Annotated in this window: 12 protein-coding genes; 2 read left to right on the forward strand and 10 right to left on the reverse strand. The window is 69.6% G+C overall.

Translation table 11 applies throughout. The annotated features are described in order from the left end of the window. Nucleotides 1-47: 47 nt before the first annotated feature. Together bluB and ACQR1Y_RS22775 are read right to left on the reverse strand one after the other, a co-directional pair. Entirely contained in the window at nucleotides 48-704 is a 657-nt protein-coding gene (bluB, locus tag ACQR1Y_RS22770; protein ID WP_434878277.1) for a 5,6-dimethylbenzimidazole synthase, read from the reverse strand. Then, nucleotides 701-2,038 carry a cobyrinate a,c-diamide synthase gene (locus ACQR1Y_RS22775; protein WP_434878278.1) on the reverse strand — a complete coding sequence of 446 codons (1,338 nt, stop codon included), beginning with the start codon at nucleotides 2,036-2,038 and terminating at the stop codon, nucleotides 701-703. The genes bluB and ACQR1Y_RS22775 overlap by 4 nt, the downstream gene beginning before the upstream one ends. Nucleotides 2,039-2,073: 35 nt before the next feature. On the opposite strand from ACQR1Y_RS22775, the gene ACQR1Y_RS22780 reads away from it, so the two are divergent. Beyond that, nucleotides 2,074-3,216, forward strand: coding sequence for a cobalt-precorrin-5B (C(1))-methyltransferase (locus ACQR1Y_RS22780; RefSeq protein WP_434878279.1), 1,143 nt, complete (start codon nucleotides 2,074-2,076; stop codon nucleotides 3,214-3,216). On the opposite strand, the gene cobM is transcribed toward ACQR1Y_RS22780, so the two are convergent. From cobM to cbiE, 3 genes are read right to left on the reverse strand one after another with little or no spacing between them, the layout of a single operon-like run. Further along, nucleotides 3,186-3,947 (reverse strand): precorrin-4 C(11)-methyltransferase, encoded by a 762-nt coding sequence (gene cobM / locus ACQR1Y_RS22785; RefSeq protein WP_434878280.1) that lies wholly within the window; start codon nucleotides 3,945-3,947, stop codon nucleotides 3,186-3,188. The two genes, ACQR1Y_RS22780 and cobM, sit on opposite strands and share 31 nt — an antisense overlap. Continuing rightward, nucleotides 3,944-4,342 carry a cobalamin biosynthesis protein gene (locus tag ACQR1Y_RS22790; RefSeq protein ID WP_434878281.1) on the reverse strand — a complete coding sequence of 133 codons (399 nt, stop codon included), beginning with the start codon at nucleotides 4,340-4,342 and terminating at the stop codon, nucleotides 3,944-3,946. The genes cobM and ACQR1Y_RS22790 overlap by 4 nt, the downstream gene beginning before the upstream one ends. Continuing rightward, nucleotides 4,339-5,574 carry a precorrin-6y C5,15-methyltransferase (decarboxylating) subunit CbiE gene (cbiE, locus tag ACQR1Y_RS22795; protein ID WP_434878282.1) on the reverse strand — a complete coding sequence of 412 codons (1,236 nt, stop codon included), beginning with the start codon at nucleotides 5,572-5,574 and terminating at the stop codon, nucleotides 4,339-4,341. Before cbiE ends, ACQR1Y_RS22790 begins: the two co-directional genes overlap by 4 nt. 14 nt (nucleotides 5,575-5,588) lie before the next feature. Between cbiE and ACQR1Y_RS22800 the strand changes: the two genes are divergently transcribed. Then, entirely contained in the window at nucleotides 5,589-6,362 is a 774-nt protein-coding gene (locus tag ACQR1Y_RS22800; RefSeq protein ID WP_434878283.1) for a cobalt-precorrin-6A reductase, read from the forward strand. Here the strand turns inward: ACQR1Y_RS22800 and cobJ are convergent. Genes cobJ through cobN form a run of 5 tightly spaced genes read right to left on the reverse strand, consistent with a single transcriptional unit; the run spans nucleotide 6,326 to nucleotide 13,151 of the window. After that, on the reverse strand, nucleotides 6,326-7,093 hold the full coding sequence (cobJ, locus tag ACQR1Y_RS22805; RefSeq protein WP_434878284.1) for a precorrin-3B C(17)-methyltransferase: 768 nt from the start codon (nucleotides 7,091-7,093) through the stop codon (nucleotides 6,326-6,328). The genes ACQR1Y_RS22800 and cobJ overlap by 37 nt on opposite strands. Then, nucleotides 7,090-7,848 (reverse strand): precorrin-2 C(20)-methyltransferase, encoded by a 759-nt coding sequence (locus ACQR1Y_RS22810; protein WP_434878285.1) that lies wholly within the window; start codon nucleotides 7,846-7,848, stop codon nucleotides 7,090-7,092. Before ACQR1Y_RS22810 ends, cobJ begins: the two co-directional genes overlap by 4 nt. Then, nucleotides 7,845-8,477: a precorrin-8X methylmutase gene (locus tag ACQR1Y_RS22815; protein ID WP_434878286.1), complete on the reverse strand. Its 633-nt coding sequence runs from the start codon at nucleotides 8,475-8,477 to the stop codon at nucleotides 7,845-7,847. Before ACQR1Y_RS22815 ends, ACQR1Y_RS22810 begins: the two co-directional genes overlap by 4 nt. Further along, on the reverse strand, nucleotides 8,470-9,744 hold the full coding sequence (gene cobG, locus ACQR1Y_RS22820) for a precorrin-3B synthase (protein ID WP_434878287.1): 1,275 nt from the start codon (nucleotides 9,742-9,744) through the stop codon (nucleotides 8,470-8,472). The genes ACQR1Y_RS22815 and cobG overlap by 8 nt, the downstream gene beginning before the upstream one ends. Next, nucleotides 9,741-13,151, reverse strand: a complete 3,411-nt coding sequence (gene cobN, locus ACQR1Y_RS22825) for a cobaltochelatase subunit CobN (RefSeq protein WP_434878288.1) — start codon at nucleotides 13,149-13,151, stop codon at nucleotides 9,741-9,743. The genes cobG and cobN overlap by 4 nt, the downstream gene beginning before the upstream one ends. Nucleotides 13,152-13,160 lie beyond the last annotated feature (9 nt).

The following is a 13,160-nucleotide window of genomic DNA, read 5'->3' on the forward strand; positions in this document are numbered from 1 at the left end:
CGCTGCGCCGGAACCGCCCGCCTGCAGCCTCTCTCGGAGCCTCGTGACTACCGCCGGAGCGGCGCAAGCACGCTTGGCGCAAGCCGCGTTTCCCAGCCGTGACGGTCGAGTTCGGGATCGTCGTGCTCCTCCTGCGGCCAACCGATACAGAGATAAGCGATCAGGCTCCACTCCGGCGGCAAATCGAGATCCCGGCACAGCGCCGCGGGATCGACGATCGACACCCAGCCGACACCGAGTCCCTCGGCGCGCGCGGCGAGCCAGAAGGTCTGGATCGCCGCGACCACCGAATAGCGCAGCGTTTCCGGCATCGAGACGCGGCCGAGACGATGACCGGTCGCAGCGCCCTCGTCGGCACAGACCGCGAGATGCACGGGTGCCTGTGTGAGACCCTCCAGCTTGAGGCTCGCATACAGCGCACGCCGCTCGCCGTCATAGCCGGCCAGTGCCGCCTCATTGCTGCGCTTAAAATTTGCGATGACGGCTGCGCGCCGCTGCGCACTTTCGACCAGCACGAAGCGCCAGGGCTGGCAGAAGCCCACCGACGGCGCATGGGATGCGAGGGTCAGAAGCTGCTGGATCAGTTCCGAGGATACGGCATCGCTGCGGAAGCGGCGCACGTCGCGGCGCCAGCGAACCAGCTCGGCGAAGCGCGCCCTGAACGAGGCATCGAATTGCGGCGGCACCTGCTTGGCAGAGCTCATGCGGCCTCTCCGCTCAGGACATGCAGAAACGATCCCGTCACGGAGCCGCGCCGCGAGCCACGCTCGGCGATCGCTCGGCCCGAGGCGTCTCGACAGGCGATCAGCGGATCGTCCGCTTCGCTCAGGATCGTCGCGTAGTGGAACTCGTGACCGTGAACGGAAGCTCCCTTCACACCGAGGCTACAGTCGGCCAGCAAGGTGGCATGACGGTAGCCAAGATGGAGCCGGCGGCTGACGAACGATGTTTCCAGCCCGAGCAATCCGGCCATCGCGTGCCGCGTACCCTTTGCATCTTTGAGCCCCGCACCGAGCGTCATATAGCCACCGCACTCGCCATGGATCGGCACACCACGCGCCGCCATCGCGCGGAGGCCGGCGAGAAAAGCCTGAGCGGCCGCAAGTCGCCCGGCATGGAGTTCGGGATAGCCGCCGGGCAGCCACACCGCATCGGCGGCCGCATCGGGCGCGTCGTCGTTGAGCGGCGAGAACGGCACGATGTCGGCGCCCGCAGCGCGCCAATGTCGCAACAGGTGTGGATAGCTGAAGGAGAACGCGGCATCGGAGGCCAGCGCGATGCGCTGACCCGGCGGCCGGATCCCGAAGCCGGCGTCGCCGGCCTGCTCGCGGCTATGCCCAATGCGCGCGCGCGCCAACAATGCGTCCAGATCGACCGATCGGGAGATCTGGTCGGCGAGATTGTCGAGATGGCTCTCGATCGCCGTGATCTCCTGCGCCTGGACCAGGCCGAGGTGGCGCTCCGGCAGCGTGAGCGTCTCGTTGCGGGCCAGCGCGCCGAGCACATCGAGGCCGATGGTCTTGAAGCCGGGATCGATCAGGGCGCGGTGCCGTTCGCTCGCGACCCGGTTCAGGATGACGCCGGCAATCTGCACGTCGGCGCGGAACTTCGCGCAGCCAAGCGCGATGGCCGCGGCCGTCTCGGTCTGTCCGCTCACGTCGAGCACGAGCAGGACAGGCCAGCCGAGCAGCGCGGCGATATCAGCGGCCGAGCCCCGGCCCGCCCGGCCGGGTTGCGGCGCGCCGTCGAACAGGCCCATGACGCCCTCGACGACGGCGATGTCAGCGTCTGCGGTGACGGCGGACACGAGCCCCTGCAGCTGAGCCGCCGACATCGCCCAGCCGTCGAGATTGAAGCTCGTGCGCCGCGCCGCCACTGTGTGAAAGGCGAGGTCGATGTAGTCGGGCCCGCATTTGAACGGCTGCACCCGCATGCCCCGCCGGGCCAGCGCCCGCAGCAGTCCGAGCGTCACCGTGGTCTTGCCGGCGCCCGAGCGCGGCGCCGCGATGATGATCCCCCTTGGCGCCGTGATGGTCATGGCTGGAGCACCGCCACGTCGCAACGAAATGTGCTATGCGCTGCGGGATGACGGGAACGAGCGAGGCGCCGAACCGACCGCTGAAGCGTGGCTGGACCACCGGCAGCTGCGCCACGGCCGCCGCGCGCGCGGCGTATGAGCTGCTGATCACCGGCAGCTGTCCCGCCATGGTCGAGATCGCCCTGCCCGGCGGACGCCGCGTCAGCTTCGCCGTGGCGATGCACGAGAGCGACGGCACGCGCGCCACGGCCGGCGTCATCAAGGATGCCGGCGACGATCCCGACGTGACGCATGGCGCCTTGGTCAAGGCCACGGTGCAGCATGGCATTGCCGGCACCGGTGTCACGTTCCGCGCCGGCCCCGGCGTTGGCACGGTCACGAGGCCGGGCCTGCCGCTGCCGCCGGGTGAGCCGGCGATCAATCCGGTGCCGCGCGAGATGATGATCGCAGCCCTCGACGAGGCTGCCGGTGCGCTCGGCGCCACGCGGGATGTCGTCGTCGAGATCTCGATCCCAGGCGGCGAGGAGCTGGCGAAGAAGACGCTGAACCCGCGGCTCGGCATCGTCGGCGGGCTGTCGATCCTGGGCACCACGGGCATCGTCGTGCCCTTCAGCTGCGCCGCGTGGATCCACTCGATCTATCGCGGCATCGACGTCGCCCGTGCCGCCGGCCTGCCGCACATCGCCGGCGCGACCGGGAGCACATCGGAGAAGGCCGTGCAGCAGCTGTTCGGCCTGCCGGAGGCCGCGCTGATCGACATGGGCGACTTCGCCGGCGGCATGCTGAAATATCTGCGCCACCACCCGGTGGCGCGCGTCACCCTGGCCGGCGGCTTCGCCAAGATGACCAAGCTCGGCCAGGGACTCCTGGACCTGCATTCGCGCGCGGGCGAGGTCGATCTCGGCTGGCTGGCCGAGACGCTGCACAAGGCGGGCGCTCCCGACGAACTGGTCGCGCGCGCGCGCAGCACCAACACCGCGCTGCAGGTGTTGCAGGACTCCGAGCGTGCGGGCTTCCCCGCGGGAGCGATCGTGGCGGACGCGGCGTGGCAGACGGCGCATCGTGCGCTCGGCCATACGGGAATCGCGCTCGATGTCGCCGTGTTCGACCGTGACGGGCGGCTCGTCGGTCAGAGCAGCGGACCGGCTCATTCGCCTCTCCCGCGGAAACGCCGCTGATAGTCGGCGTCGTACAGCGCGCTGTTACGAAAATCCTCCGAGCCGAGCGCGCGACCAACGAGAATCAGCGCGGTGCGCTCCATCGCTTCGGTCGCGACCTGGTCCACGATCGTCGCAAGCGTGCCGGTCACGACGCGCTGATCCGGCCAGCTCGCGCGATAGACGATCGCGACCGGACAATCGTCGCCATAATGCGGGCGTAGCTCGTCGACGACTTTGTCGAGAACATGGATCGACAGATGAATGGCGAGCGTGGCGCGCGACTGCGCGAACAGCGACAATTGCTCCGTCTCCGGCATCGCCGAGGCGCGGCCGGAGGTGCGTGTCAGCACCACGGACTGCGCAAGCCCCGGCAGCGTCAGCTCGCGCCCGAGCGCCGCTGCGGCCGCCGCGAACGAGGGTACGCCGGGCGTGATCGTATAGGCGATGTTCATGGCATCGAGCCGCCGCAGCTGCTCGCCGAGCGCGCTCCAGATCGAGAGATCACCGGAATGCAGCCGCGCGACGTCTTGACCGGCTTCCGTCGCCCGCGCCATTTCGGCGATGATCTCGTCGAGCGACAGCGGCGCCGTATCGACGATGCGCGCGGCGGGCGGACAATGATCGAGCAGCGCCTTCGGGACCAGCGAGCCAGCATAGAGACAGACCGGACAGCGCGCGATCAAATCGCGGCCGCGCACGGTGATTAGGTCTGCCGCGCCAGGGCCGGCGCCGATGAAATGGACCGTCATGACATCAGCTCCGCAGGGCCCTCACCTTCCGCGATGGCGCAGGTCGCGGAGGCATGAGCGAGCCGCGGCAGGATCAGTCGCGCATTGCGGCCGGCCGCGGCGAGCGCCGCAGTTTCCGCGACCGACGGTACGCCCTTGAGACGCTGCACGCGATCGCTGCGGGTGACCGTGAGATCGGCGACCGCCGAAAGCTCGGCCGCGACAATGCCGAGCAGCGGCCGCTGCAGGCGCTTTGCGGTCTCGATGATGCCGGGCTCGTCCTGTTTGTCGGTGGCCGTTGCGATCACGGTGATCTCGCCGGTCGAAAGCCGCGCAACGGTCAGAGCTTGAGCCACCACCGCCTCGATCGCATCGGCGCTTGCGTCGCGGCGGCAGCCGATCCCGAGCGCGATCATGACTTCGTCACCCGCCACTGCGTCACCGGCATGGCCTGCCGCCAGCCATGCATGCGGCCGACCGGCTCGATACGCGAGACGGCGATGCGGACAAGATCGCCGCCGTGTCTGCCGAACAGATCGGTGACCCGCGCCTCGCCTTCGAGCGAAATCACGTTGGCCACGAGGCGGCCGCCCGGCTTCAGCTTCGCCCATGCCGTCTCGAACACACCCTGCTCCGAAATGCCGCCGCCGATGAAGATCGCGTCCGGCGGCTCGATATCCGCGAGCACCGCCGGTGCGCGCCCCAGCACGATCCTGAGGTCGGGCGCACCGAGCGCGAGCGCGTTGCGCATCGCGCGGTCGGCCCGCTCCTGCCGCGCCTCGATGCCGATCGCGCGCAGCGCGCCATGGCGCAGCAGCCACTCGATCGCGACCGAGCCGGAGCCCAGGCCCACATCCCACAGCAGCTCGCCTGGCTGCGGCGCAAGAGCCGAGAGCGTGACTGCACGCACATCGCGCTTGGTGAGCTGGCCATCATGTTCGAACAGATCGTCAGCGAGGCCCGAGGTCAGTGGGATCACCGGCGCGTCGGGCTCGGCAATCACCTCCAAGGCGATCGTCGTCAACGAGTTGATGTCCGAGAGGTCAAAGGCGCTGGCCGTCGCGCTTCGCACCCGCTCGTGCGGACCGCCGATGGCCTCGAGCACCGTCAGGCGCGAGCGCCCCATCCTCCGCGAGGTCAACAGCGCGGCGAGCTTTGCGGGCGTTGAACCGTCCCAGGCCAGCGCGAGAATACGCGCGCCCGGCGCGAGATGGCGAATGATGCCTTCGAGCGGGCGGCCGTGCAGCGTCACCTGGGCGGTGTCCTGCAGCGACCAGCCAAGACGCGCCGCCGCCAGGCTGAACGCCGAAGGCTGCGGAACGCAAAGCATGTCAGCCGCCTGGAAGCGCTGCATCAGCTGCTTGCCGACGCCGTAGTTGAAGGGGTCACCACTGGCGAGCACGGCCACGGGCTCTCCTCGCCGCGCCGCGATCTGGTCGAAGGCCAGATGGAGCGGGCTCGGCCACGCCAGACGCTCGCCAGCAATCAGGGGCGATGCGAGCTCCAGATGACGCGCGCCGCCGACAACCAGGGCCGCCTGCGCAATGAGACGACGCGCGGGCGCCGAGAGCCCCTCGACGCCATCCTCGCCGAGGCCGATGATGGACAGCCAGCGCGCCGCGTTGCAAGTTGCGCCCGGATTTACCATGGACCCTGCCCCGCATGCGCGTTCTCATTCTCGGCGGCACGACCGAAGCATCGGAGCTGGCGCGGCTGCTGGCGGACGACGGCCGCTTCGCGGCGACGCTCTCGCTCGCCGGCCGCACGGTCTCGCCACGGCCGCAGCCGCTGCCGACACGCATCGGCGGCTTCGGCGGCACCGCCGGTCTGGAGGCGTGGCTGCGCGATCATGCGATCGACGCGGTGATCGACGCGACGCACCCTTATGCCGACCAGATCTCGCGCAACGTCGTTGCGGCCTGCGCTGCGCTGGCGAAGCCGCTGGCGTCGATCCGGCGCGCGGCCTGGCCGCGCGAAGACGGTGACCGCTGGATCGAGGTCGACAGTTCCGAGGCGGCGGCCGAAGCGCTCGGCGCAATTGCTGTCCGCGTGTTCCTCAGCCTCGGCCGGCTGGAGCTGACGGCCTTTGCCGCGGCTCCGCAGCATCACTACATCGCCCGCACGATCGATCCGCCAGGCGACATCCTGCTGCCGCCGGACATCAGCTTCATCTCCGACCGCGGCCCGTTCGATGCTGCGAAAGAGCATGACTTCCTGGTCCAGGAGCGCATCGCCATCGTCGTCTCGAAAAATTCCGGCGGCGTTGCGACTTACCCGAAGATCGCGGCGGCGCGCCGGCTCGGCATTCCCGTGGTGATGATCGCGCGGCCCGATAAGCCGCATGGCGTTGCGCTGGAGAGCGCAACTGCGGCCGTGCGCTGGCTCGAGGATCAGCTCGCTCATGCGCCGCCCTCGACTTCGCGGCGGAGCGTGTAGACAAAGGGCGACTTGCCCTCGCGCGCGATGAGGCGTGTCGCCGCCGATCCGATCAGGACCAGCGTGCGCATGTCGGCTTTCGCAGGATCGACCTCGCCGAGCGTCGTGATGATCCGGCTGACATCGCCGCTCCCTGCGGCGCGGACCATCACGACCACGGTCGATGGCGGCTTGAGCTGGCGCAGCACTGCAAACGCCTCGCCGAGTTGATGCGGACGCGCCTTGGAGAGCGGGTTGTAGAGCGCGACGACGAAGTCGGCGGCGGCGGCCGCCTCCAGTCTTCGCCTGATCGTGGTCCAGCTCTTGAGATTGTCGGACAGCGAGATCGCGCAGAAATCGCCGCCGAGCGGCGCGCCGACTTCGGCTGCGGCGGCCAGCATCGCCGTGACACCAGGCTCGACGCGGATATCCAGATCACGCCAGGCCCGCGGTCCCGCCTCGACCGCTTCGAACACCGCCGCCGCCATCGCGAACACGCCGGGATCGCCGCCGGATACGACCGCGACCCGCCTGCCTTCACTGGCGAGCGTCAGCGCGTGGCGCGCACGATCGAGCTCGACGCGATTGTCGCTGGCGTGGCGGATCTGGCCCGGACGGCTCGTCGTGACGCGATCGAGATAGGGTCCGTAGCCGATCAGATCGCTCGCCGCAGCGATCGCAGCAGATGCCGCAGGCGTCATCAGCCCGGCCCGGCCGGGACCGACGCCGACGATGGTGAGCGTTCCCGTCACAGCCGGCGCCCCTGCCCCGGGATCAGGATCATGGAGAAATAAGGCCCGCGATCCTGATCGATCTCCGCCAGCGGCGCCACGCGCTCCGCCTCCATCGTCCCGCGCTCGACATAGACGGCGCGGTCGAGCAGCCCGGCGCCGGCAATCGCCCGCTTCACCTTGGTCAGGTTGCGCCCGACCTTCATGATCACGGCGGCCTCGCAGCGCGTCAGTCGATCGCAAAGAACCTCTTCGGTCAGCGTGCCCGGCAGCACCGAGAGGATGTCGTCACCCCAGGTGATCGGGACATTGGCCTTGGTCCAGCAGCCGGACATGCCGGTCACGCCAGGTACGACCTCGACGCGATGATCCTGCTCAAGGCGGCGCCACATATGCATGAACGAGCCGTAGAAGAAGGGATCGCCCTCCGACAGCAGCCCCACCGAGCGGCCGGCCACGAGATGCGCCGCGATGCTGTCGGCGGCGCGGTGATAGAAGTCGCCGATCTGCGCCTGGTAGCTGGGATCGGCAACCGGCACTTCCTCGGTGACCGGATATTCGAGGCGCAATTCGTGCCGAGCAGCATCCATTAGCGGCGCCACGATCCGGCGCGCATTGCCCTCCATGCCGCGCTTGGCGAAGAACGCCACCACATCGACGGAGCGGATCAGACCGGCGGCGCGCAAGGTCAAATAGCGCACGTCGCCGGGACCGACGCCGACGCCATACAGCGTGCCGGCCTCGGCGGTACCGGCAATGGTGTCGAGCAGACTCATTCGACATCGCTCGCGATGGCGTTCACCGCCGCGACCGCCATCGCGCTGCCGCCCTTGCGTCCCCGGACGATCAGATAGGGCACGCGGCCATCGGCTGCGAGCGCCTCCTTCGACTCGCGCGCGCCGACAAAGCCGACCGCCGTGCCGATCACGGCCGCAGGGCGCGGGGCGTCCTGGTCGAGCATGTCGAGCAGATGAAACAGCGAGGTCGGCGCATTGCCGATCGCCACCAGCGCGCCGTCGAGATGCGGCCGCCACAGCTCAAGCGCCGCGGCCGAACGCGTCGTGCCGAGCTTTGCGGCCAGCGCCGGCACCTGCGGGTGATCGAGCGTGCAGATGATCTCGTTCCTGGCCGGAAGGCGCGCGCGCGTGATGCCCTGCGCCACCATCTTGGCATCGCACAGGATCGGCGCCCCGCGATCGAGCGCGGCGCGCGCCGCGGCGGCGAACTGATCCGACATCTCGATATCCGAGGTGATCTCGACCATGCCGCAGGCATGGATGATGCGCACGGCGATCTTCTCTTCCAATCCGTGGAAGCGCGACAGGTCGGCTTCGGCGCGAATGGTGGCGAAGGAGCGACGATAGATCTCCGCGCCATCCTTGATGTAGTCGCGCAGGTCAGACATCGGCCTTCTCTCTTGCCTTGAACAGCGCAACCGCCCCCGGGTCGAGATCAGCCGGATCGACGATGCCGCAGGGCTCGCTTCTCACGGTGCCGTTGCGCACGATGCGATAGTGGTCGCCCTCGCCGATCAGCACGACGTCGGCAGACGCCGAGCGCGCGCACCCCTTGGCGCAGCCGGAGACATGCAGCGAGCCTTGAAACCTGGTGCGAGCCATCACGTCAGCGAGCACGCGCGCATGCTGCCGCGTGGCGAGCGCGGTCGATGAACAGCAGCCGACGCCGGAACAGGCATCGATCCGCATCATCGGATCTGCGTCGTCGACGATCAGGCCGAGGCGTGCCGCATCGGCGGCGATCTGCCCGGCCACCGCGCGGCCGGCAGCGACATAGAGCGTGCGCCACGGCGACAGTCGGACCTCACCGACAGCATGGGCGGAGAGGATCTCTGCAAGATGCGCAAGCGTGTCGCTGTCGAGACGGCCGAACGGCACACCTATTCCCGTGGCGCTGAGCTCATCCGTCAACGCAATCAGCCCGCAGCGCTGCGATGGCGACGGCGACTCCGGGGGGACAGTGCCGGAGATATCGAGGCCGAGTTCGGCGCTGATGGACGCGACCGCGGCACGCGGCAGCGTGGCGGCGCGACGCGTGGGGCCGAGTTGCAGCACCAGGCGCGCGAGATGCACGGCCTTGGCTGCGGCGCCAGCCATCACGGTCGTGCCGAGCCATGTCACGCCGTCGGCGGCGGCAAGTCCGATCGCGATACGATTACTGCCCGCAGGGCCACAGGCGACGAGACGCACGTCCGCGGCGAGACCGGACAGCGGCAGTCTGCCGCCGCCGTCGAGCGCAAAGCTGAACTTGGCCGGCAGCGCCTGCAGTTCCGGCTCCGTGGCCAGCAGAGTCTCCAGCTCGGCCGCAATCGGGCGCATGTCAGCAACCTCCGCCGGGTCCCGTCCCGCAAGCGGACTAACGACGATGTTGCGGATCGCCTCCAGCTCGGCGCTGTCGTCGAGCAGTTGGAGCGAGGCCATGACGTCCCACAACGGCGCCAAGGTTTGCGGCGAGACGCCTCGGATCTGCAGATTGGCGCGGCGGGTCAGGTCGATCTGGCCATTGCCGAAGCGCCTGGAGGCATCGGCCAGCGCATGCAGCGCCGCGACCGGCAGCGCGCCGCCATGCGGCCGGACGCGGACGATGAGGCCGTCGCCGCTCGGCATCGGCCGACGCGCGCCCGGACACCAGCCCTTGATCTCGGCGGCGGTCACGAGACACTCTCCCTCTGGGTCAGACGCTCGCGGGCCGACGCGAGTTCGTCAGCGACAGCGTTGCGGCGCGGCACCCAGCGCTGCCGGCGCAGCAGATCCTCGAAGCGCGACACGATCGACGCGACCGCTGCCGGGTTGCGCGCGATCATCGCGTCCAACACTGCCTCGTCGCGCAGGAGCGCCCCATGCGCCAGATCAAACAGGTGCTCGGGAACGGTGTCCGAGGTCGCCGCGAAGGCATAGAGCGCGTCGACTCCTTGCGCAATCTCGGCGACACCGCGGTAGCCGTGGCCGAGCATGCCCGAGATCCAGCGCGGATTGGTGAGGCGGCCGCGCACGACGCGGGCGATCTCCTCGCTGAAGGTGCGCGCCTTCGGCGCCTCGGGCCGGCTGGTGTCGAGATGCAGCAGCGCCGGCGTGGCGCCGAGCGCGGCGGCCGCCGCGGCGAAGCCGCCGGCGAAGTCGGCGACCTCCTCGCCATCGAGCAGGTCGCGCTCGCGATCGTCCTGCGGATGCACCAGCGCATCGGCGCCGCGGACCCGGGCCCGAAACGTCTCGGCGGCCGACAGGCCGTCATGCGCGCCGCCGAAGCTGAAGCCGGTGGCGTCGAGATAAGCCTCGCCGAGCTCAGCCCGGGTCTCCCAGGCCATGCCGAGCGCGAGATCGGCGGCCACGGCGCCGTAGCTGCCGGGCGCGCCGCCGAACACGCGTGCGAGGCTTTCGCCGCGCCGCCGCGCCGCCGCCAGCGGATTATCGGCATCGTCCTCGTCGAGCGCCGCGACCTTCTGCACGGCGAGATCGAACAGCGCGATCTGCGCTTCGAACAGGTCGCGAAACAGCCCGGAGATCCGCAGCGTCGCATCGATGCGCGGACGATCGAGCATCGCGAGTGGCAGCACGTCGACGCCGGTGACGCGGTTGGAATTGAGATCCCAGCGCGGACGCACGCCGAGATAGGCCATCGCCTGGGCGAGATCGTCGCCGCCGGTGCGCAGCGAGGCGGACGCCCAGAGATCGAGCATCAGCGCGCGCGGATAGTCGCCATGGTCCTGAAGATAGCGCCGGATCACCTCGTCGGCGGCGCGCGCGCCGACCAGCGCGGCCGTGCGCGTCGGGATCGCGCGCGGATCGACCGCAGTGAGATTGCGCCCCGTCGGCAGCACGTCGAGCCGGCCGCGGCTGGGCGCGCCGGCCGGACCTGCCGCCACACGGCGGCCGTCGAGGGCCGCGACCAGCGCGCTCTGCTCCGATGCCGCGCTGGCGGCGATGCGGCCGCCGATCTCGACCCGGTCGATCGTGCTGCCCGCGGCGGTGATCGCATCGCTGAGCAAAGCACTCGCCGCGGCATCGGGCGCCTGCCCGAACACGTGCAGGCGATCGCGCACTGTCAGCTCCTTGATGTCACAGAGCTGCGCGTCGAGCTGCGCGATCGCCTCGCGCCCGTTCATAGTACGGTCCAGTCCGCAATCGGCGGCCAGGCCGCTCTGCCAGGCGCGCGCGACGATCTCGTCTTCCAAAAGCTTCAGGCGGCGTTTGTCGAGCCCGTCGGCCTCGGCATATTCCTCGACCAGCCCCTCCAGCTCGAGCAGCGGACCATGCAGGCCGGCCTGCGACAGCGGCGGCGTCAGATGCCCGAGCGTCAGCGCCGACAGCCGCCGCTTGGCCTGCATCGCCTCGCCGGGGTTGTTGACGATGAAGGGGTAGATCACGGGCAGCGGACCCAGCACGGCCTCGGGCCAGCACGCGTTCGACAGCGCCAGCGCCTTGCCGGGCAGCCATTCCAACGTGCCGTGGGCGCCGAGATGGATCAGCGCGTCGATGCGCTCGGCATCGCGCAGATGCGCGTAGAGCGCGACAAAAGCGTGCCGCGGCGGCACGCTGGTGTCGTGATAGCCAACCTTGCGATCGCCGCGGCTGCCGCGATCCGGTTGCAGCAGGATCGTGAGCCTTCCTGCGCGCAGCACGGGAAAGCGAAAGGCGCCGTCGCGGAAGGCCGGATCGGCATCGATCCCGCCCCAACTCTCGTGCAGTCCGCGCTGCAGATCGTCCGGCAGCCGGCCGAGCGCCCGCTGGTAGTCGGCGAGCAGCACGATCAGCTCATCCGCCTCGTCGCGCAGCAGTGCTTCCACCTGCTGCGCCGAGGGAGCATTGCCGCCGAGATCATATCTGGCTTCTGCCAGGTGCCTTGCGATGGCGGCGGCGCTCGCGGGCGTGTCAAGACCGACGGCGTAGCCGCGCCGGCCACCGCGCGCCGGATAGTCCGACAGGACCAATGCAATCCGGCGCTCGCCTGCCGGTGTCGCTCGCAGCCGCGCCCAATTCGCAGCGAGCCGCGCGACATAGGCGATGCGATCGGGCTGCGGCACGTAGCGCACCGCGCCGAACTGCAGCCGCTCGTCCACCGCGGCCTCGCCCTTGAACGCGATCGGGCGGGCCAGCAGCCGGCCGTCCAGCTCCGGCAGCACGACGTTCATGGCGAGGTCGGTCGGCGACAGCCCGCGCGACGACGACGTCCATGCCTCCTCGGTGCTCTGCGCCTGGATGACCTGAAGCACCGGCGCGTCGGCCATATCCAGCACGGTCGAGCCATCGTCGCGCAACGCCGAGAACGCGGTGGCATTCAGCACCACGGCGGGACGGCGCGCCGCGACCAATCGCTCGACCGTGTCGCGGATGCTCGGGTCCTTCAGGCTCGTCACCGCGACGGCCAAGGCAGCGAGCCCGTCGCGCTCGACTGCCTGCATCAGCGCGGCGATTGCAGCGGTATCCGCGGCGAGCAGACTCGCACGATAGAACACGATCAGCGCGGCTGCTCGGGAATCATCCTGGCGGCAGAGATCGTCAACCGCGACGGCGCCGCGCTCCGGTACGAAGCCGACGATCGATCCGATGGCGACCGGCTCCGCGAATGCTCCGTCGCCTCCGAGCAGCACCGCGAGATAGCGCAGCGCCTCGCGCGTGTTGCCGACGCCGCCCTCGTGGAGATAGCCATACAGCCGCGAGGTCGTCTCCTGCGGCAGGGTCGAGAGCGCATCAAGACGGTCGTCGGCGCGATCGTCGCCCGGCAACGCCGCGAACAGAATGTGACGGCTAAGGCAGACCGCGGCGATCCGCTCCATTCCATAGCGCCAGTAGTCGAGTCCACCGAGGCAACGCACGACGACGGCGCGCGCGCCGGTGATCACACGCTCGATATAGAAATCGACCGACATCGGGTGCTTCAGCCGCTTCAGGCTGGCGAGGCGCAGGCTTGGCAGTTCGTCCGCATGCGCCGTCCACGCTGCTGCGAGCGCCGACAGGTCGCTGTCGGAGAACGACAGCACGACGATCTCGGCCGGCGACTGCGCGAGATCGACGGCCTGTTCGAGGTCGTCGAGATCAGCGCCTGTGGTCGCCAGGAGATGCATGTCCCCCGC

It is taken from the genome of Bradyrhizobium sp. HKCCYLRH3099, from assembly GCF_051167855.1.
Lineage (GTDB): Bacteria > Pseudomonadota > Alphaproteobacteria > Rhizobiales > Xanthobacteraceae > Bradyrhizobium.

Excerpts from the sequence above, each read along its gene's own strand:
- bluB (WP_434878277.1), bottom strand. The coding sequence starts at position 704 with ATGAGCTCTGCCAAGCAGGTGCCGCCGCAATTCGATGCCTCGTTCAGG.
- ACQR1Y_RS22775 (WP_434878278.1), bottom strand. The coding sequence starts at position 2,038 with ATGACCATCACGGCGCCAAGGGGGATCATCATCGCGGCGCCGCGCTCG.
- ACQR1Y_RS22780 (WP_434878279.1), top strand. The coding sequence starts at position 2,074 with ATGCGCTGCGGGATGACGGGAACGAGCGAGGCGCCGAACCGACCGCTG.
- cobM (WP_434878280.1), bottom strand. The coding sequence starts at position 3,947 with ATGACGGTCCATTTCATCGGCGCCGGCCCTGGCGCGGCAGACCTAATC.
- ACQR1Y_RS22790 (WP_434878281.1), bottom strand. The coding sequence starts at position 4,342 with ATGATCGCGCTCGGGATCGGCTGCCGCCGCGACGCAAGCGCCGATGCG.
- cbiE (WP_434878282.1), bottom strand. The coding sequence starts at position 5,574 with ATGGTAAATCCGGGCGCAACTTGCAACGCGGCGCGCTGGCTGTCCATC.
- ACQR1Y_RS22800 (WP_434878283.1), top strand. The coding sequence starts at position 5,589 with ATGCGCGTTCTCATTCTCGGCGGCACGACCGAAGCATCGGAGCTGGCG.
- ACQR1Y_RS22810 (WP_434878285.1), bottom strand. The coding sequence starts at position 7,848 with ATGAGTCTGCTCGACACCATTGCCGGTACCGCCGAGGCCGGCACGCTG.
- ACQR1Y_RS22815 (WP_434878286.1), bottom strand. The coding sequence starts at position 8,477 with ATGTCTGACCTGCGCGACTACATCAAGGATGGCGCGGAGATCTATCGT.
- cobN (WP_434878288.1), bottom strand. The coding sequence starts at position 13,151 with ATGCATCTCCTGGCGACCACAGGCGCTGATCTCGACGACCTCGAACAG.